This window comes from Nitrososphaera viennensis EN76, from assembly GCF_000698785.1.
Lineage (GTDB): Archaea > Thermoproteota > Nitrososphaeria > Nitrososphaerales > Nitrososphaeraceae > Nitrososphaera > Nitrososphaera viennensis.
On record NZ_CP007536.1, the window covers coordinates 2,247,533 to 2,266,028 of the forward strand.

Consider the following 18,496-nt stretch of genomic DNA (forward strand, 5'->3'; position numbering starts at 1 on the left):
CTAGAAATATTATCTATGCTAATAAGCCTGACTGCCCTGAAATAGTACGTAAAACGATCGGATGTATGGAGGAAGACTGACACATGGTTGAAGAAACTTGGCTTGACAAGAAGGGCATTTCGACACGTATGATGAAGCTTTAGAGGCTCAGAAAAAAATACAAAGGCAATTCGGTAATTTATGGACCTGATGATTGAATAACCTTTGGCCCGTAGAACTCGTACAGTAGTTCTCTTTTTTCTAGCCTCATAATCTCATGCGTGAAACCTCAAGTCAAGATCGAGTTTGTCACATCTGCCAAGGAAAAGAAAAGGATTGCCGGCATACTTGCAATCCCACGCATTTCAAGAAACGGCAATCTGTACCTGCCCGAAGAACTGGAAAAAGCGCACGGCAGAACGGTCCCCGTACTATGGAACCACGAGGGCAGCCCAAAGAGCGCCAGCGAGCCTGTACGCCAGTCCGACGTCATTGGCGCAATGCGCCTTTTCTGGGACTCTGACCTGATGCAATTAAAGTACGAGGCCGAGGTGGACCGCGACCTGCCGGAAATCCCACTGCATACCTCGCTGGGCGCGTTTTTCGAGCGCGAGGACCATGTCTGCGGAAACACGCGCTGCTACTCTGTTCCCCGCGGCCTGCGCTTTGTGGAAGCGTCGCTAACCCCTACGCCAGGCATCCCGGAAACAACAGTCAAGATCCTAGAGAATTTTGCGTGCAGGCAATGCCGGCTTAGTTCTCTTACAAGCGAAGCATCCAACCGGGGTATCATGTCTTCTTCAAACAACGATTCAGGTGGCGGACAGGATACGTCGTGCATCACAAGCAAGCAGTTCCAGGACGGCATCAAGAGCCTGATAGACGCAATGGGCAGGCGCTTTGCAGACAAGCAGCAGCTGCAAACAGAGGCAGCGGCAAGGGCGCCTTCGAGCATGGTCGACGACTCGAACACGCGCGCAAGGCAGGAGTCGTACAACCGCGTGGTAGAGTTTTTCCAGCGCGTCAAGGAAAACCCAAAGGATGTCTCGTTCCCGGCAGTCTCGTGGAACATTGACAAGAACGAGTACCTTGGAAGGTGGGGCTACAACATCAGCCCGCGCGCCAAGAAAGAGGCAGTGACGATAACCGCCGGCGACATGGGGCAGGTCTTTTCAAAGCAGATCCTAGTCGTCCCGGGCGGCAGGATGAAGATTCCTGTGAGGCAGTACTGCAACTTTACTGAAATCCCTGCAGGAAACGACAGGGCACATTTCTACACGATAGGCGCATTTGACTTTGGCACGATAACCGAGGGGACAGAGCCCACAAACGTGTCGCAGACCGTGAGCAAAAAGACGGCCACGCCTTCAATACGCGGGGCGGTCCAGCGCGTCGGCTACTCGCAGGTAGAGAACGCGCCTTTCGGCCTCGTGGATGCGATAAACGAGGCGATGGTCCTTGCCTCGATAGATGATGAAGCTTCCGACCTGCTGTCGACAACGTACGACGCCATAACGCCCACCAACTGGGTCCGCGCAGACACCGGAGCTGCGATAACCTTGGACGATGTTGCAAGCCTGACGTTCAAGCGCGAGGGGTTGCTTGCGGCAAAGCGCCTGATAGCGCAGCAGGGCCACGACGTGAGCCCCGGCAACCTCGTGCTTTTCATGCACCCAAAGGCGTACCAGGAGCTCCTGCTTGACACCAACCTGAACAACTTTTACCAGTACGCCCGGCCGGAGATAACTGCGACCGGCATACTTGAGCAGATATATGGAGTCGACATCGTGATCGCCGATCAGGTAAAGGCACAGGACAACACCACAAACGACACGTACCGCAACGTTCTTGCGGTCAAGGGCGTGGCCTTTGGCATGGCCTCTGCAAGGAACGTGACTATGGAGGCCCAGCGCAGGAACGAGACCCAGCAGGTGGTGCTGTCAGGGACGCACAGGGTAAAATCGGTAGTCATTGACGAGACTGCAAGCTGCCGCATATCGTCGGCTCAGTAATAGGTGAGAGACCACTGTGGCCGACCTCAAGTCCATCTTTGACAAATACATCCGCGAGGGCGAGTCCGGGAGGAGCAACACCAACGAGCTCCTCAAGGCCATCGTCGACGAGATCGAGGCGCTCAAGTCAAAAAGGCGCTAATTCTCTTTTTCATTTTTTGTGCAAGGTTTTTTCCATGACCTACTATGAAATCATGCGACTTCGAGAGATAACGCTTGGATCGCCTTCGGACACGTCGCAGGACATGCTGCTAAACGCCAAGGGCGCGCAAGCAGATTCTCAGATAGATGACGAGCTGTACATCGTCGCAAACAGGTATTCAAAGTTGCAGAGCCTGCCGGCGCTTCCGCTTGCCGGCACGATGCTGACGCAGTCGATAAGGGACGCGGCTACAGACAGGGCTGCTTCGCTCTTTTTCCTGGTGCAGCGCCAGCCCGCGATGGCAGACAAGTACGCGCAGAGCAGCGAGAGGGCGGTGCAGGCGTACGAGATGCGGCTTGACAGCGAGGGCGAGATCTACAGCGACAGCACCTAGTTCTATATGTGTAAAAAAGATGGTGAGTATTTGGGAGCATTGGACCACATCAACAGAGAAGAGTTCCAGAATTTCCGCCAGGATGCCGGCGAGCACTTCAAGATGCTGCACGAGTGCGACAGGCGCATAGAGCGCAAGATAGACGAGCTTGCCGCCCTGCTGGAGCCCGTGCTTGACGAGCACGCCCAGAGCATGGAAAGCAGGCGCGGCAGGCGTGAGGTCAAGATGCTTGCGATAGGCGCCGCCCTTGGCGCGTTCTTTAGCGCAGTGACAGCCGCGATGCTGCTTCTTTTCCAGCTGGGCTAGTTCTTTTTGCCCTTTTTCTGCAAGAGACTTTCATGAGCGATCCATCCGTAGAAAAAGTGAGCCTGAACGCCAAGGAGATAATCCTTGCAATAGTGGTGTCTGCCGGGGCAGTCACGGCCCTGGTCTCTGCCGGCGCGCTCTGGACCGGACACGCAGAGATAGCGGAAAAGGCGGGCCTTGCGTTTGTGAGCGGCATCGTGGGCTTTGGCGCGGGCATCGTGACTGCGCTGTGGGGCCGCTAGTTCTTTTCTGGTTTTCTTTCATTTTTGTTGTTTGTGGGAGCAGCAGTAGAACATCTGTGCTTTACATTCGATGTCTGCGTAGTTGGTTTTGGACATTCTTCCTTAAGATGCATTGAATGTGGTCTTGTACTTGAAACTGAAAACTGTAAATGGGTTGCAATTGACGGCAGGCCAATATGCATAAAACATCATCATGATATCACATACACAGACGTTGAGAAAAACTATTCCAAGTTTATTGCAGGTACAACCAAACGTAATTTTACATTTGATCCGGAAACTGGAAAGGCATACGATGCAACTGATCCTGAATGCGCAAAGAAATTTTACGAAATATATGGAGACCGTAAAAACAACGTCGCCTTAATTGCCATAACTAATAATAGATCTAATAGTCTGAATGATACTACAAAAAGAGCATTTCATAAACTGCAAAAAGAACAAAAAGATCGTTCGTTGGGAGGTGGATATCTGATGGAAACAAAACATACACCGATATATCCTTCGCTGTAGCAGGACAAAACGACAGCGAGCTTGGAATGCTGTTAAAGCGCTATAAGCAAGAAGCAATATTGATTATCGGCAAGAACGGAAAAATAAGGTGGTTATATGAAGAGTGAACAAAAAAGACTGGGCGGGCTTAAGTTCAAGAACCCTTGGCCAACAAGAGTTGAAGGAGATGTGCTTCCTATAGCTGTCATCTATCGTCTAATGTTCTTGGGATTCTCTGACAGAGATCTTTCACCTGAAGCTAGAGAAGCTCTTTACGCATATACTGCTACATTTAGCGACACACAATAGAAAAAGGAATAATGACGACTGGTAACAACAACGACGTGTATATTAGTTCTCAATTTCTCCACCTTGTAACTTTATTGCATGTCGTCATCATCACCGCCCGTCTGTCCTTGGGACAACGAAAAACTGCAAGCACTTGAAGGCCGGTTCCAGTTCGTCTGCGAAAAGCACGGCGAAAGGGGCCGGTTCTTCTGGGACGTCGTGCTAAACGGCGCAGGCACGCTGGGCTCGTTCCGCTGGACAGACTACCCGCCTTCGGACTAGTAGTGTTAGTTCTCTTTTCCCTTTTCTTTCTTTTTGGTTTCATGTCTGAAACCTGGAAGGTCGCCGGCCAGTCTTCCGACCTCACAAAAACTGTCGAGATGCTCGTGAAGGAAAAGCTGGAATCGCAGTGGACAGAGACTGACCCGCCTGCTGCAAGCATTGACTTTGGAACCGGCTGGGGCGCCGGGATGACGAAAAACTATGCTGTGCACTGCCTTCATGCCTCTACCACCTCGGCTCCTGTAGTGAACGGCTGGTCAAAGTACATGTACGAGACGCTTGTTGACGTGCACGTGTTTGCGCTGCGCACCACGCTTTTTGAGCCGGACCAGCTGCGAAAGATGCGACAGCACATTGACAAGATAATCGCACAGAACAAGGCGTCGCTTGGCCAGGGAATATCGTCGATGAGGCTCGTAAGGTGGACAGCCGCGCACGACCCAAAGGACATCACTGACACGCCGTACTGGCACCTTGTCGGCCACCACAAAATAACATACTACAAGGTCAACACCGCTTAGTTCTCTTTATTTTTCATGCCAAATCCTAATGCATGTCGTATACCCCGACAGGCAGTTTTAACATACTGAAACGCCTCCAATTTGTTGAAGAAAGTACTTTTGGCCAAGCCCCTGCCTCTCCGTCGTTTGTGCTTGCAGGCCACAACGTCTCGCTGCGCGAGACCACCGAGGTCTCGGCGCAAAAGTACCGGGACCTCGGGAGCAGGGACCTGTACAAGATGCTAAAGACGGGCGAGATGTACTCCTTTGAGCTGCGCTACCAGCCGATAAACACCGCCCTTCTCAGGTACGGGACAGAGCTTCCAAACGGCGCTGGCACGATAGAAAAGTCGCTTGCGTTTGTCTACACGCAGCTCGTCAACGGGACGGAGACGTGGCACAGGTTCCTCGGCGCAAGGACAGACCAGGTGGAAATCGAGGTGACAGAGGCGTCCGTGCAGGTGTCGCACCGCTTTTTGTGCAAGGACATACCCGCCACCGTCACCGCAGACCCGTTCACCACGCCCACGTACGCCGGCGCCGACACGTCGGCCCCGTACACGGGTGTCTCTTCCGGCTCCAACCCGCTTACCATAAACTCGGAGACGTACGACACGCCGCGCTTCAAGGTGTCGGTCAACTGGAACCTGGACGTCGTCAAGCCAAACGGCGAGGTGCAGGCCAAGTTCATCCTGCCCACAAACCGCGACATCACAGTCGAGTTTGACACGTGGGTCAAGGACGACGTGCTTCGCGCAGACACCAAGTCGCTTGCGGCAAGGTCTGCCAGCTACACCATTGCGCCCGGCAAGTCGCTCACGTTCACGGACCTGTACCTTGCAAAGCAGAGCAAGAACAACGACGCAAACGACGCCAAGGTCCTTATCGAGACGCTGACCGGGACTGCCAGGTCGATGTCGGTGAGCCCGTGATGGCTGCTATCGAGTCAAGCCTCGAGGCTTTCTATGCCTCGCTTATCGAGGAGAACGAAAAGCGCATAATGGAGCACATGAAGCAGGATTCTTTTGACCTTTGCGGCAAAACTTTTCGCTACCGCAAGATAACCACCGCGCAGCACTTGGAGCTTGACAGGATGCAGGCGGGTATAGAGGACCTCGTGCTCGCCAAGGGCGCTACCAAGCTAGAGATAACCGCCAAGCTTGCAGAGATTTACCAGAAAAGGGCGCAGTACCACCTCGGCATGGACGCAGACACGTTCTATTCCCTTCCGTGGGAGGACGTAAAGCCGGTCCTCGACGCGTGCGTGAGGAGGACGCGCCGGGGCCACCCTTTGTGAGGCGTGACCTGGAAGTCTTGTACACGACAGGGGCGGTGCAGTGGTCCTGCCGCGAAAGCAAGGAGGTTTACGACATGGTGACTCTTGTCGAGATGGGCGTCTCGCTCAGGGACATTGCAGGCGACACGTACAGGGAAGACCTCAACTACCTGCTCTTTGTGCGGGACTTGAAGGCGCAGGCGTCGCGCAGCGGCCTGCTGGAAGGATTTCGGAGGGTGGGCTAGTCTGGTGCTTTCGGTCAAGGGGGTAAGCGAGGCAATGCGCATACTGGACGAAGTGTCGCGCGAGCTTGCCGGAGGAGACATTGCCGGCGCAAGCCTTGAGGCGGTAGGCAAAGCAGCGCTGGATCTTGCCAACGCCCAGACTCCTGTCGACACGGGGCTGCTTGTCTCAAACAACAAGATGGAGATGAAAAGCAAGGCCGAGCTGGTGCTGTATAACGACACACCCTATGCAGGCCACGTCCACTATGGCACGTCAAGGATGCATCCAAGGCCGTTCTTCTACCCTGCCCTGCGCTTTCTCGAAGAGCGCTTTCCGCGGCTGTACGCGCAGGAAGTGGGCGCCTTTGTGCACAAGACGGTGTCGCTGAATTCTGCCAGGTAATTCTCTTGGCTTGCTGCGGAGCATGAACAGCAACATTGAGCACATCATTTACTGCTATCCCTCTTGAATTTCTGATTAAACTCCAGGGCGAGGCGGAGGCACGGGCGCAGATACAGAGCCTCGGCGGCGCGTTTCAGAACTTTGGCAACGACGCGGCAACAGCCGCGTCAAAGGCAGACGGCGCGGCTGAAAGCAACGAAAAGGTAAAGGTGTCGTTCAAGGATACAATCCAGGCATTCAACGACGTGGCAAGCTCGGCCACGACATTGTATAATGCCTACGATGACCTGGCTGACAAGCAGCTACGGATCGAAAAGGCAGAGGCCGCTGTCACTTCGGCCGAGAACAGCCTGACCTCTGCGCGCAACAAGCTGAACGAAATGACGGCCAAGGGGATCGCGTCGGGCCCAGAGTACGAGAAGCAGCTCTCCAAAGTCGAGGGCGCGGAAGAAAGGCTGACTCTGGCCACAAAAAATGTCGAAAAGGCGCAGGGCGACATGCAGGAGGCACAGATCAAGTTCGCCCTTGACGTAGTGCCGACCGTCATATCGATGGCGTCAAGCCTGCAGATCGGCCTCCGCGGCCTCAGCGCGGCCAACTTTGGCGTGGCAACCAGCGCGCCGGCGGCCGGCGCGGGTATGCGCGGGGTTGGTACGGCCATGCGCGCCACGCTTGCGGCCATGGGGCCTGTTGGCTGGGTGCTCCTGGGCATTTCCGCTGCAATGACTATTGTCGCCACCAACGCCTTTGGCGTGCGCGACGCGATAAACGAAATGGGCAAGAGGATAGGCGACGCAGTGCCCATACTAAAGCCATTGCTCGAAGGCTTGAACCAGCTTGCGGCAACGATATTTCCGGAATCTGCTTCCAGGGCCGAGGAGATGAACGCCCGGATGGACGCAAGTATGAAAGAAACTGCAAGTTCTACAGCCAGCTCCATCACCGAGCAGTCAAGCAGCCTGTCGGACATGAACACTGCATATGCGCAGGCGCAGGAAAGCGTCACCAAGTCGATGCAGACAATGCAGGACAGCATTACGTCGTCTTCAACCGCGATAATCAAGCAGATCGATGAGCTTGAAGCCCGCATGAGCAGCATCGGCATCTCTGGCGGAATGATGGCAAAGAGCGCCGCAGACAGCCTCGCAGGACAGATGCAGAATCCCGGGACGCAAACGCCTCCTGCCGCCAGCTCTGCTGCAACGGATCTTGCAAAACAAGAGCAGGACAAACAAGCGGCTGACCGCCTTGCAGTGCTCGACAAGCAAATATCCGACATGCGATCACAGATTGCGGCACTCGGTGGCGGCCTTGGTATTGAAAGGCTGCGCGAGCTTGGCTTTGACAGGGGAGCCGGGGGCGCGACTATGGGTAACCAGATAACCCAGTTGTTTGCACAGCTGGCACCCTTGGAGGACGAAAAAAAGGCAATTCTTGACGCGCAAGACAAGGCGGAAAAGGATGCCATTGCAGCAAAGTATGCAGAGTACGCTGACAAACTGAGGCTCCCGAAAAGCAAGATAACGAGTATGGAGCAGGGCTTGGCGGAGGGTTCAAGGCGCCAGACCGTGCTTGCGTACATGAATGCGCTTGCCGCACAGGCTGACCAACATGAGTCCAAAAATATCACACTGCAGCTGAAAGAAAACTTGAACCTGTCAACCCAAGTCCTGCCAATGACTAAAGAAGAGGCGATCCGGGGCAGGTCTGACGCTGCGATGCACCCTTGGATGTATCCTGAAACAATGATAGTCGAGATAGGGGGCGAGCCGTTTGAAGCGTATGTCAAGAGGATACCTGTGAAGGATATGCCGACATAGAATCAGAATAGCTGAAATACTACCGGCAAAATAATAGAAAACCAGTGACTCTTCCAAAGGGGTACAGGCCGGAAAGGGTTCTCTGGCAGGACGACATCACCCAGGGCCTTTTCAGGCAAAGCGTGGTCGAGCACCGGGAAATAACCACGCTCCGGGTCATCAAGAACGAGGTCGGCATCAGGCTTGCAGACATTGACGAGATATTGGTAGTAAACACAGAGATAGAGTATGATTCGGTGTATCACGACAGGAGAAAAAACCGCGCGCTTGGCCCGGAGGGCAGATTCAACGCCAAGACACGGGTCATCGGCGACATCCAGTTTTTCCAGAACGGCAACCTTGTGCTTGTCCTCAACGATGTCTATGATCCAGAGGAAGTGGCAGGCATCGTGCGGTCTGCAAGGGCTGGAGCCGCCGAAGAACAGGCGCTGCGCAGGGTCAAAGAGGTCCTGGCCGGGCAAGCTCCTGTATCGGGCAGCAGGACTCCTGTGTCCTGCCCCTCATGTGCAGGCGAAAACCCTCCTGGATCTAATTTCTGCAACAAGTGCGGCGCCGCGCTTCCCCCTGGATGCCCAAAGTGCGGCAGCAGCAACCTGACCGGGTCTTCGTTCTGCAGCATGTGCGGCAGCCCTCTCAGCTAGTTCTCATTTTCCGGATGCGCATAACGGCAGGCAGTGTGACCCTGCCAGATTTATTGCGTCCCCGTATCAAGATTACAAAACATAATGATCCTATCAGCGTATATTTTGATTATAATGCTTTTTCGCCTCCAAGCTCGGGGCCGCGCGTAATTGCCGTCTCGGTGGAGGACAAGGAACTCGTGCCGGCGCCCTTTACGATAGTGATAGAGGACAGCGATGGCGCGCTTGATGCAAATGTCGGAAACGGCAACAAAGTCACCATTGCCATCGGCAGCACGCAGGAGAGCCTTGCAAACTTTGTCACCGGCTACGTGCGGCAGGTGCAGGTCCAGAGGCGCGACACCGGGATAAAGGAGATAACCCTCAATGGCTTTAGCTCGGTAATCCGCCTTGACGAGCGGATCGGCAACTTTTACAGGATAGCCGCAAGGCAGGCAAACGGCGTCGATCCTGACCCTGACGACCCGAACATGAAGTGCGGCGAGATATTCCGGGACATCTTTGAAGATACAGACCACCTGCCTCTTGGCCAGCCCCTCGAGTCTTTTTCCACGGGCGGGATAAACGACATCGGCGAGCACCTTGCCTCGATAAAAGAGCCTTTCGTGGAATGGAAGCAGATAGCTGACAGAATAATGGAAGCTTCTGGCACGGTGTACGGCATCGACGCAGACGATGTCGCCTTTCTCCGCTACCCTACCCTTGCGCACAGCGGGATAACCATCCGCAGCATGCCGACCGCTGCCGACCCTGATGAGACAACAGGCTACTTTGTCGGCTCGTGGGGCTACACCGACTCTATAAAAAAGAGCGACGGCTTTTCAAACCGCCTGTACGGGCGGGGCGGCACCCAGCTCCTGCTTGACGTCGACAGGTTTGCAGACAATGCGTCCGTCGAGTGCCATTCAAAGGACCGCGCTGTACAGTTCACTGCGTCCGCGCCGCGCCTTGACAGCGTGTCCCTCGTCCTTTCAAAAACGGGCACGCTTGCGACAGACATCGCCGGCGAGATCCGTCTGGACGACGGAAACAACACGCCAGGCGGCGAGGCCGTGGGGACGTTCTCGGTGTTCCGCAACCTCATAGGCGCGTCTGCCGCGGCTGTAAACCGCGTCAACATCTCTATGCACAGCAACCTGCTGCAGGTGGACAAGAAATACTGGATAGTGATCAAAAAGTCTGGCGACGCGTCAAACCATGTCAGGTGGCACCACGACAACGGCACGTCCGGCGTCAACGCCGAAAGGGCTTCGTCGACCTGGACCGTCAACACTTCAAGCTACGTTCTGGCGCACCGCACGTATTTTAGCCGGAGGGTGCTTGCCGAGGCGTCGGACCAGAAATCCATCGACAGGTATGGCCTTGTCGAGTCAGTGGTGGACGCGCCGTGGATAATCGAGGGGCAGACGATGGACGCGTACCTGACTGCGATGCTGCAGTATTCTGCCCTGCAGCACCGCGTCTACGACGTGAAGAAGATCTACGCGCCTGCGACCCTGATAAACGCAGGCAAGCTTGCGCGGCTTGTGGACGAGACCTCCGGCATAGACTCTGACGCGGAGATAGTGATGTCGCGCTACCGCTTCCGGGCTGACGAAAGCGGCCTTGGCACCCGCTATGCCGAGGTCCAGCTGCAAGGGTACGTGCGCTAGTTAGTTAGTTCTCTATTGTCTGCCGTGCAGTACATGCGGCGTGTCGCACACACTTGATTACCTTGACGTAAACAGGGCCGCGCTCTTTTCCAAGTCTGATGCCAAATACGTCAGGCGCCAGCTTTTTGCGGACAGGATTGACGCGTTTAACGAGCGTCTGGAACGCGTGCTTGCCGACCAGACCGCTTATGACGACCTTGTGCACCGGCATCTTGAGCCGCTGCAGGTAAGAAGGAAGGTAGACCTTGTGGTCAACTCTGGCCTGCAGCGCCTCGCCAAGCTGGCCACGGGCAAGACCACGAGCTCGTTTACACACGTTGCCTGCGGGACAGGCACCAACGCTGAAAACGCAGGCGACACCGCGCTGCAGGCAGAGGTCCGGCGCATAGCGTGCACGGACCGCTTTGACTCGGGAACGTCAATGAAGTTCTCCGGCTTTTTCGATTCAACAACGGCGACTGGCAGCTACACGGAATTCGGGCTGTTTGACGCCTCTTCCGGGGGCAACATGTTCTCGCGCACCGTGTTCTCGCCTGCCATCAATCACGCGCAGAACTCGACCGTCTTTGTACTGACCCAGGTGGTGAGCCAGGCAGCGTCATGAGCTTCCGGCAATTGCGCAAGATTCCCGGCCTTGACAACATCGTCAAGGACCTTGCCGAAAAGCAGAACAGGGCGCAGGCCGAGGATGGCATAGAGGACCTCACGCTTTTCCGGCAGAACAGGGTCGACACCGACGCAATCACGTACGCGGACACTGAAAGCCACGCGGCAAACGGCGACAGGACGGATGCCGACGGCATTTCACTTGCTGACGTGGAAACAGCGCTGGCGCAAAACAGACAGCAATTTGACGCAGATGGAGATTTCTTTTGCGGGAGCGGGGCTGTCATCAACGAAACCGACAAGCCTTCTGGAGCATTTGCAGGCGGCATTGGAAACTTCAACGAGCCGGACCAACCAGCCGTCGCGGACTTCTCCGATGCAGGGTAGAGTGATGATGGGTAGATGGCGCTAAAAAAGCTCAATGTACCAGGCGTCAATCCCGGCAGCGTGGACAAGCTGTACGGCGAGGACTGGAACCGGCTCGTCGACGCGCTGACCGGCAACGTTGCAGAAAACATAACCCTCACCGGCTTGTTCAAGGTCAGCCGTCCCAATGCTGATCTTGCTGAATTTGTGGATACGAGTGTCGGCGTCAAGCTGAAGGTGAGGCCAATAACCTCGGGCACGCGCTGGATGAGCTTTGACATTGATGTTGATGGCGGCGGCTATGTCACGGATGTGTTGCAGCTACGAGAGCAAGAAGTCAGAATAAACCAGCAATGCAATATTTTGGCTAACGTTGAAAGTGTCTTCTCTGCCAAAAGAACGAGCACTGGCGCCGTAGGCTATGAGTTGGGCAGCAATGATGCCACTGGCGGCAACGTCTACATCGACTTGCATACAGACAGCGGCGACGGAGACTATAGGTCAAGAATTATCAGGAACAACGGCGCAAACGGCACTTTCGATCTTCAGCAGACCGGCACGGGCGCCATTCGGCTCATTGGCGCCAACGTCAATGTTGATAGCGGAAAACAACTCTTTCTTGATGGCGGCGGCGATACTTACCTGAGCGAAGTAGCAGCTAACCAGCTGCGTGCAACGGCAGGCGGCGCCGAGGTATGGACGGCTGTGCAAACGGCCCTTAATGTAGTGCAGGATCTCAAACTCGCCGCGGCAAAGAGGCTATACCTTGACGGTGGTGGAGACACGTACATCTATGAAAGCAGTGCAAACGTACTTGATTTTCTGGCTGGTAATATTTTGGCAATGCGTCTAACTAATGTCAGCGCGTCTTTTGGCCAAGCCCTGACAATTCAAAATGATCAGGCTGACCTAATAAGGGCATACAGGCCAAATAACACGCCGACAACAGGCAGTGGAATTCGGTTTGACCTTAACGATTCGGCAGGGAACCAAGAAGCGTATGCATTGATATACGGTATAATTGTCACCAACACAAACGGCGCCGAGGATGGCAAACTCTCGTTTAGGACAAAGAAAGCAGGCACTATGAAGAACTGGATGGAATTGCTGCAAGATGGAACATTCAGGATCTACGAAGATGCAGGCATTAAAAGCGTCTCTTTGAGACATGACGGCAATAATGCCATTCTTGCGGTATCGTCTGGAGATCTAGTCCTCCAACCGGGAGCTAACGTTTCAATACCTTCAACAAAGAAACTTTATCTCGACGGCGGCGGTGACACGTTCATCCATGAAGCCAGCGCCAATATGCTAGATATTGTAAGCGGTGGGAGCGTAGGCATTTCGCTTCGTGGAACCGGCCAGGTATGGCTGAGGGCAGGAAGCGGCGCAGCCGACCCGACTGCAAGCGATATCAACGCTGGCTATGGGATGTGGTGGAAAAACACTACGGCAAACGAAGTCAGGCTGTGGTACAACGATGGCGGAACGATGAAGAAAAGCGCAGCCCTTGCCTGAATAATTCTCTACTATCTCCTTTTTTCATTATCTGCCATGCCAGAATTATTAACATTTCAACAAAAAGTCGACGCCTTTGTCAATGCTGCACGCAAGGTCGCAGACAGGGCAGAGGACTATGACCGCAAGATCCTGCGCGACGGCAATGGCAATGCAGCCAACCTTGCAGACCCTATTTTCGGCCTGTCAGAAACAGAAATCACGACCAAGCTCAAGATGCGCATAAAGCCAGAATGGGATAATTTCAGGCAGGCAGAAGCGACGATGCTCGCAGAGCTGCAAGGGATTGACGGCGCCATAGAGTGAGGCAGATGAGCATGGAAAACCAGACAGCAAGCAACGAAAAAAACGGCGTCTCTTACAAGGACCTCTTTGAGGCCGAGCAGAAAAAGCGCCAGGAAGCAGAGAAGGACCGCGACGAGCTCTTGGAAAAATACAATTCTGTGGTGCAAGACAGGGAAAAGGTCATCGCGTCGATACAGATGGTGTCTGTCAAGGCGGTTGCGGGCATGCTGTCTGACCTGCAAAGCATCGCAAGGCAGGCGCCGCGCTTTGAGGCGATGGAGCGCGGCTAAGCCTTGCCGGCACATCTCTTTTATCAATTAGCACTTTGCATGTAATTAGAAAGCATTATTTTGTTGGTATGGGGGAGCTGTCAGCAGTCGTTAATGACGCCACTTCTGGCAAGCAGGTCGAGTCTCTTTTTCATGTCTTTAAGGATTAGGGCTCTTCCTTCTCCAAGGATGGGCAAAAGCATCATCTCAGCTTCACTTATCGATATGCAGTCCTTGGACAGGCTCTCGCGATAGCTTATCTGGATATGTCCAATAATGAAGTCTCTGGCAGAGCTCCCCAAGATGTTTAGGGACTCGCTCAGAACTTCAAGAAGCACTTGCGTCTTGAGGTTGTCATAAGAAGAATAGTGTGGCGTTTTTTCGGCCAATTGTTATATATCCACCACTTCTACCTCGGATTTAAAAGATCGTCATTTCCCTCATAGGGAGCGTGCTTTTTAAGGTAGTCTAGCACTTTTGCAACCAATTCATTGTGGTTATACGGCGGCGAGACCTTGAACGCAAGAATCGTCTTTTCGCCAATCTGGTTTTCCAACGGGAACGCAAGCACATCAGAGCCCTCAAAATGTGCCGTAAAAAAGAGCAGCGGCCCGTAAAAGTCTTGGTTTGACCTGTGGATCGCCGCGATTATCTCTGTCTGGAAGAAGATGGCCTTGAGGCGTTCCTCGTTTGGAAGTGGCGTGACCGGCTTTGAAAACCCGGCAATGGCCACGCCTTGCTGAAGGACCGCTGCACCCATTATGTTTTCATGGAGAGCACAAACGCCCTCACAGAGCTCAAAGTTATTCATTGAGTTTCTTTTCTATGTATGCACGTGTTAGCATGTATGTTATTTAACAATTCTCCATTTTCAATATCGTGATGGAACCGTAAAATTCTGTTGCCACGTTTCGCAGCATTTCGCAATTGCGGCGCTGTCTTGGTTTCCGCCAGGGGTGCAGGAAAGAACCTGTTAGATCAGAAAGTCGCTCATGCTCAAGTTAGGTCAGTGTGCTTCTTTTACCAGCTGGTACTTTGACGTGTAGCCTCGCGGGTTTATCATCATGCCCTTGTAGTTGTAGGTCGACGAGTTGCCCACGATGACCGTCGTTATCATGCCAAGCATGTCCTGGTGCTCGAGCATCTTGTCAATAGTTGTCATGACCACCTGCTGGGTCTCCCTGTACGCGCCCTTGATTATTGCAACCGGGGTTTCCGGCTTTCTGTATCGTAGAAAAATGTCGCGGGTGTCGCGCAGCTGGTGCACGCGCTTTTTGCTTGCAGGATTGTAGATGACGGTGACATAGTCGCCAAGCGCGGCCGCTTCGACCCTCTTGACTATCATGTCCCACGGGACCAGAAGGTCGCTCATGCTGACGACTGCAAAGTCTGTCATCAGAGGAGACCCGACAAGGGCTGCGCAAGAATTGAGAGACGAGACTCCTGGCACGCACTCGACATAGATGCCAGAATCCTTGTCCCAGCCTTTTTCCGCAAGAATTTCGTAGATGAGCCCGACCATGCCGTAGATGCCCGGGTCGCCGGATGAAACAAGCGAAACGATCCTTCCCTTTTCTGCAAACTCGATTGCCTGGTTTGCCCTGTCCACTTCTTGCGTCATGGCATAGCGGTACACTTCCTTGCCCTGTATGAGGTCCTCTACCAGGCCGACGTACGTTTCATAGCCGACTATTACCTCGCTTTCCTGAATGACCTGCTTTGCCCTGTACGTCATGTGGTCGTGGTGGCCGGGGCCTACGCCTACCACGTACAGCTTGCCTTTCTTTGCAGGTTCACCTGTCATTTGGCAGCTGAGGTGCCAAAATACAATTTATCTCTTTCTTGTTAAAGCATGTTTTTGTGGTAAAGTCGGGAAAGAATAAAACTCTGATTAGCGCCAGTATTTTTTCCGCCTGAATAACAACTCTTGATCGATACTTTACGTGGTGGGTGCTTCTACAACCAATGCCGCAAACCTCGTGCCGTCTGATGTTGTCACGCCTACTTCGTACGGTTGGCCGCCTAACCAGTTAAACGGTATCACAAGTTTGGCTTCTTCTAGACTTTTGATATCCTTTGAAGGCTCAATCGCCGCCGGTACTATCCTGTCGTTAATGTCTGCCTGAGCTATCTTAACTATTTCAAGGCCATTATTGCGCACATGCGCGGTAATCACTCCGTCTCCGAATTCAACTCGGTCTATTGTCACGCTTGGGGGAGGAATGTCTGCATTTGCAGCTGGGTCTCCCTGCCATAGGATAAATGCCATCATAATGAGACCCGTCAAGACGGCCGGTACTGCAGTAATTATGACAAGCTTTTTGTTTGTGATATTGGCGGTAGCCATCTCTCTTTATCATTCCCTTACCAGAAAGGCTCCAGTCCAGCCCTTCTCCGCAAACTCTGTCTTGTGGGCGTGGAACATGTACTGTCCAGGGTACTTGTACGTGAATTCCAGTATTGCACGCTCGCCCTGGCTCATAGTCACCATGTCCGCGTACTCGTCAGGAGTAAGGCTTGTGCCAGTGCGGTACAGGTGGAACAGGTTTCCGTGCAGGTGGAAATTGTTTATCTGGTCAAATTCGAGTATGTTTACCAGATACACGCGTACCGATTGATTCTTTTCAATCTGTATTGGGTGATGCATGTAGTAGAACGGGATGCCGTTTACCGTGTAGAAATTATTTTCAGTGTCAAAATCAGTGTCGTACCCATTCATCATCATCACCATTTCATCGGCTGGCGGGCGCGGCCCCTTCGGGTCGACGATGTATGCGCCATAAAGACCGTGGGCAATATGTTCTTCAAGGGGCTGTACATGGCAATGGTATAGGTGTAAGCCAAAGGGCTCCGCCGTAAACTCGTAGATAAATCGGCCTCCCGGCGCGACTTGATCAAATGCACCATCCATTTCAGCGGCATGGATACTGTGAAAGTGCATCGTGTGTGGAAGAGTGCCATTATTGACAAAGTGGATGCGCACAAGGTCGCCTTCAGTTGCGCGGATCGTAGGACCGGGGACGGTGCCATTGAACGTCCACACATTGTAGGAAACGCCTGGCGACACTTCCATCACTCGCTTGTCGTCTGCCACTATCGTAAACTCTCGAAGAGTTGTCCCGTCAGGCAGCTTTGACACGTGCCCGTAGTTGAACTCGCGCAGATATTTGTCAGGATCTACAACTGCATTGCTCAGTTGCCTGCTATCATGCTCTGGGTCAAGCACGTCGCCTGTCGTCCTGTAGATGCCTGTACTGTGGCCTGCGACCATCTTGTCTTCATTTTGCGCCCCTGCCTGCATTTTAACCGACGAAAAAGCCATCACGCTTCCTGCAACAGCTACAGCCATAACCGCCACCAGCAACATATTGCCGGACAAACGAACTGCAAAAATGTTACATTGATAATATGTGTTATCCCGTTTCTAATCTTATAGAAATCTCGCGCAATTCCCTCAAGACGCTGCCTTGAGCCGTTTCTGCAAAAACAATATCAACTACGTAATATATCGTCTGAGCATGGCCAAAAAGTCAGCAGGTGGAAGTAAAACAAACGGCATCGTCATAAAAGCAAAGGCGACATCTTCGAGGATTCTCGAAATAGGACAGAACGGGATCAGGACCGAATTTTCTAACAAGGGCACGATGAGCGGCAAATACCGCGGAGTTCACTGGGATACTGTAGAGACGCAAATGAACATCGACGGGACGTCAAGCTGGCGCGTCAAGTTTATTCAGATGACTGACAAGGGAGACATGCTTGTGGGAGAAGGGGAGGGAACAGGAGAAGCTCCCAATTCTAAAGGCGTTGCAAAACTAAAAGGCAGGGGAACGGTAATGACCGCTTCTGAAAGGCTGGCAGAATTAAACGGCAAACAATGGATCTGCGAAGTAGACAACAATGTGGCTACTGGCTTTGCCACAGTACGTGTGACTTTTCAGTAAGTAGAGCCTGTCTTTCTTTTTTGTTAATTTTTTACTTTATCTTGAAAAGATACTATATGCGTGTTTTGGGTTAAAAATGGAAAAAGGAAGAAGAAGATGGCCAGGCTTAGAAGCCCATGCCTCCCATCGGACCTTCTGATGTCTCATTGCCTGGCGGCGGTTGCATCATTTGGCCGCCTGGACCGCCAAACATCCCGCCATGCGGACCCATCATCATGCCTCCGTGCATGGCCCCAAGCTGGGCAAGCGGTATTGCCTGAGATGCAAGGACGCTTCCGTCGCCGGCATCGACGATCACCGAGTGTAACATTTCGTTGTTTATGTCAACTACTATGACGCTGTATACCAAGAAGCCCTGCACTACATCAAGGTGACCTACAACTGCCGTTCCGTTGGCCTGAGTTTCTGCCGTAGCGACTGCTTCGCTGAGCGTTACGTTCAGGTTTTCAGTCAAGAAGTCTTTTATCGCTTGCTTGACGTCTATTGTGCCTGTTATCTGACCCGGTTGACCTAGCTGCTGACCTTCAGGTTCTGGAACCGTCTGGTTGCCATTATCCTGTATCGTCGTTATTCCGTTGTTGTTGTTATTATTTACAAAAGCAACCGTCTGGGTGCTATTGCCGCCCGGAGCTGTTTGGTTTCCACCTGGACTCGTCTGGTTTCCTTCCGGGCTGGCCAGGTCTTGCGCGAACGCAGCCGGCGCCACAATAGCCGGCGATGCAACTGCAAAGCCCAAAGCCAACAGGGAAAGAATAAACGCTGTTTTATTTCCTGTTAGACTTGACATTACCCAAATGTAGCAGCCATGGCTTTAAAGGCTTGAGCAAAAATGATAGGTAACGCGGTTATCGGGAA

General features: G+C 53.3%; 28 protein-coding genes. 22 read left to right on the forward strand and 6 right to left on the reverse strand.

What is annotated here, in order from left to right:
• The first annotated feature begins 260 nt into the window (after positions 1-260).
• From NVIE_RS12770 to NVIE_RS12860, 21 genes are all read left to right on the forward strand, one after another.
• Entirely contained in the window at positions 261-1,991 is a 1,731-nt protein-coding gene (locus NVIE_RS12770) for a hypothetical protein (protein WP_075055597.1), read from the forward strand.
• A 16-nt stretch (positions 1,992-2,007) separates the two neighbouring features.
• On the forward strand, positions 2,008-2,133 hold the full coding sequence (locus tag NVIE_RS16195) for a hypothetical protein (RefSeq protein WP_258914130.1): 126 nt from the start codon (positions 2,008-2,010) through the stop codon (positions 2,131-2,133).
• Between the two features lie 34 nt (positions 2,134-2,167).
• The gene (locus tag NVIE_RS12775) at positions 2,168-2,527 is read left to right on the forward strand and encodes a hypothetical protein (protein ID WP_075055598.1); all 360 of its coding nucleotides are present in this window, start codon (positions 2,168-2,170) and stop codon (positions 2,525-2,527) included.
• 39 nt (positions 2,528-2,566) lie between these two features.
• Positions 2,567-2,833 carry a hypothetical protein gene (locus NVIE_RS12780; protein ID WP_144239730.1) on the forward strand — a complete coding sequence of 89 codons (267 nt, stop codon included), beginning with the start codon at positions 2,567-2,569 and terminating at the stop codon, positions 2,831-2,833.
• Positions 2,834-2,865: 32 nt separating this feature from the next.
• Positions 2,866-3,075 carry a hypothetical protein gene (locus tag NVIE_RS12785; protein ID WP_075055600.1) on the forward strand — a complete coding sequence of 70 codons (210 nt, stop codon included), beginning with the start codon at positions 2,866-2,868 and terminating at the stop codon, positions 3,073-3,075.
• Between the two features lie 33 nt (positions 3,076-3,108).
• Entirely contained in the window at positions 3,109-3,588 is a 480-nt protein-coding gene (locus NVIE_RS14985) for a hypothetical protein (RefSeq protein WP_144239731.1), read from the forward strand.
• Between the two features lie 96 nt (positions 3,589-3,684).
• The gene (locus NVIE_RS12790) at positions 3,685-3,876 is read left to right on the forward strand and encodes a hypothetical protein (protein WP_075055601.1); all 192 of its coding nucleotides are present in this window, start codon (positions 3,685-3,687) and stop codon (positions 3,874-3,876) included.
• Between the two features lie 78 nt (positions 3,877-3,954).
• A complete protein-coding gene (locus NVIE_RS12795) occupies positions 3,955-4,137 on the forward strand; it encodes a hypothetical protein (RefSeq protein ID WP_075055602.1) in 183 nt (60 codons plus the stop codon).
• Between the two features lie 41 nt (positions 4,138-4,178).
• On the forward strand, positions 4,179-4,658 hold the full coding sequence (locus NVIE_RS12800) for a hypothetical protein (protein WP_144239732.1): 480 nt from the start codon (positions 4,179-4,181) through the stop codon (positions 4,656-4,658).
• Positions 4,659-4,690: 32 nt separating this feature from the next.
• Entirely contained in the window at positions 4,691-5,569 is an 879-nt protein-coding gene (locus NVIE_RS12805; protein WP_075055604.1) for a phage tail tube protein, read from the forward strand.
• Positions 5,569-5,934: a hypothetical protein gene (locus tag NVIE_RS12810; RefSeq protein WP_075055605.1), complete on the forward strand. Its 366-nt coding sequence runs from the start codon at positions 5,569-5,571 to the stop codon at positions 5,932-5,934. Before NVIE_RS12805 ends, NVIE_RS12810 begins: the two co-directional genes overlap by 1 nt.
• On the forward strand, positions 5,898-6,158 hold the full coding sequence (locus tag NVIE_RS12815) for a hypothetical protein (protein WP_227717382.1): 261 nt from the start codon (positions 5,898-5,900) through the stop codon (positions 6,156-6,158). The genes NVIE_RS12810 and NVIE_RS12815 overlap by 37 nt, the downstream gene beginning before the upstream one ends.
• A 4-nt stretch (positions 6,159-6,162) precedes the next feature.
• Complete coding sequence (locus tag NVIE_RS12820) at positions 6,163-6,540, forward strand: HK97-gp10 family putative phage morphogenesis protein (RefSeq protein WP_075055607.1); 378 nt, start codon at positions 6,163-6,165, stop codon at positions 6,538-6,540.
• 35 nt (positions 6,541-6,575) lie between these two features.
• The gene (locus NVIE_RS12825) at positions 6,576-8,360 is read left to right on the forward strand and encodes a hypothetical protein (protein WP_075055608.1); all 1,785 of its coding nucleotides are present in this window, start codon (positions 6,576-6,578) and stop codon (positions 8,358-8,360) included.
• A 44-nt stretch (positions 8,361-8,404) separates the two neighbouring features.
• Complete coding sequence (locus NVIE_RS12830) at positions 8,405-9,001, forward strand: zinc ribbon domain-containing protein (protein WP_075055609.1); 597 nt, start codon at positions 8,405-8,407, stop codon at positions 8,999-9,001.
• Positions 9,002-9,162: 161 nt separating this feature from the next.
• Positions 9,163-10,653, forward strand: coding sequence for a choice-of-anchor R domain-containing protein (locus tag NVIE_RS12835; RefSeq protein ID WP_075055610.1), 1,491 nt, complete (start codon positions 9,163-9,165; stop codon positions 10,651-10,653).
• A 40-nt stretch (positions 10,654-10,693) separates the two neighbouring features.
• Positions 10,694-11,257, forward strand: coding sequence for a hypothetical protein (locus NVIE_RS12840; RefSeq protein WP_075055611.1), 564 nt, complete (start codon positions 10,694-10,696; stop codon positions 11,255-11,257).
• Positions 11,254-11,646: a hypothetical protein gene (locus NVIE_RS12845; protein WP_144239735.1), complete on the forward strand. Its 393-nt coding sequence runs from the start codon at positions 11,254-11,256 to the stop codon at positions 11,644-11,646. Before NVIE_RS12840 ends, NVIE_RS12845 begins: the two co-directional genes overlap by 4 nt.
• A gap of 15 nt (positions 11,647-11,661) precedes the next feature.
• Positions 11,662-13,143 (forward strand): hypothetical protein, encoded by a 1,482-nt coding sequence (locus NVIE_RS12850; protein WP_075055613.1) that lies wholly within the window; start codon positions 11,662-11,664, stop codon positions 13,141-13,143.
• 36 nt (positions 13,144-13,179) lie between these two features.
• Positions 13,180-13,449 carry a hypothetical protein gene (locus NVIE_RS12855; RefSeq protein ID WP_075055614.1) on the forward strand — a complete coding sequence of 90 codons (270 nt, stop codon included), beginning with the start codon at positions 13,180-13,182 and terminating at the stop codon, positions 13,447-13,449.
• A gap of 11 nt (positions 13,450-13,460) precedes the next feature.
• Positions 13,461-13,718, forward strand: a complete 258-nt coding sequence (locus NVIE_RS12860) for a hypothetical protein (RefSeq protein ID WP_144239736.1) — start codon at positions 13,461-13,463, stop codon at positions 13,716-13,718.
• An 80-nt stretch (positions 13,719-13,798) separates the two neighbouring features.
• Here NVIE_RS12860 and NVIE_RS12865 read toward each other — a convergent pair whose 3' ends face one another.
• The 5 genes from NVIE_RS12865 to NVIE_RS12885 form a co-directional block, all read right to left on the reverse strand.
• Positions 13,799-14,086, reverse strand: coding sequence for a hypothetical protein (locus NVIE_RS12865; RefSeq protein ID WP_144239737.1), 288 nt, complete (start codon positions 14,084-14,086; stop codon positions 13,799-13,801).
• 20 nt (positions 14,087-14,106) lie between these two features.
• Positions 14,107-14,457, reverse strand: coding sequence for a hypothetical protein (locus NVIE_RS12870; RefSeq protein ID WP_075055617.1), 351 nt, complete (start codon positions 14,455-14,457; stop codon positions 14,107-14,109).
• A gap of 246 nt (positions 14,458-14,703) precedes the next feature.
• On the reverse strand, positions 14,704-15,501 hold the full coding sequence (cobJ, locus tag NVIE_RS12875) for a precorrin-3B C(17)-methyltransferase (protein WP_075055618.1): 798 nt from the start codon (positions 15,499-15,501) through the stop codon (positions 14,704-14,706).
• A 135-nt stretch (positions 15,502-15,636) separates the two neighbouring features.
• Complete coding sequence (locus NVIE_RS12880; protein ID WP_158435241.1) at positions 15,637-15,969, reverse strand: hypothetical protein; 333 nt, start codon at positions 15,967-15,969, stop codon at positions 15,637-15,639.
• A gap of 84 nt (positions 15,970-16,053) precedes the next feature.
• Positions 16,054-17,046 carry a multicopper oxidase domain-containing protein gene (locus tag NVIE_RS12885; RefSeq protein WP_227717383.1) on the reverse strand — a complete coding sequence of 331 codons (993 nt, stop codon included), beginning with the start codon at positions 17,044-17,046 and terminating at the stop codon, positions 16,054-16,056.
• A 169-nt stretch (positions 17,047-17,215) separates the two neighbouring features.
• Between NVIE_RS12885 and NVIE_RS12890 the strand changes: the two genes are divergently transcribed.
• Positions 17,216-17,641, forward strand: a complete 426-nt coding sequence (locus tag NVIE_RS12890; protein WP_075055620.1) for a hypothetical protein — start codon at positions 17,216-17,218, stop codon at positions 17,639-17,641.
• Between the two features lie 106 nt (positions 17,642-17,747).
• Here the strand turns inward: NVIE_RS12890 and NVIE_RS12895 are convergent, their stop codons facing one another.
• Positions 17,748-18,383 (reverse strand): PepSY domain-containing protein, encoded by a 636-nt coding sequence (locus NVIE_RS12895; protein ID WP_158435242.1) that lies wholly within the window; start codon positions 18,381-18,383, stop codon positions 17,748-17,750.
• Positions 18,384-18,496 lie beyond the last annotated feature (113 nt).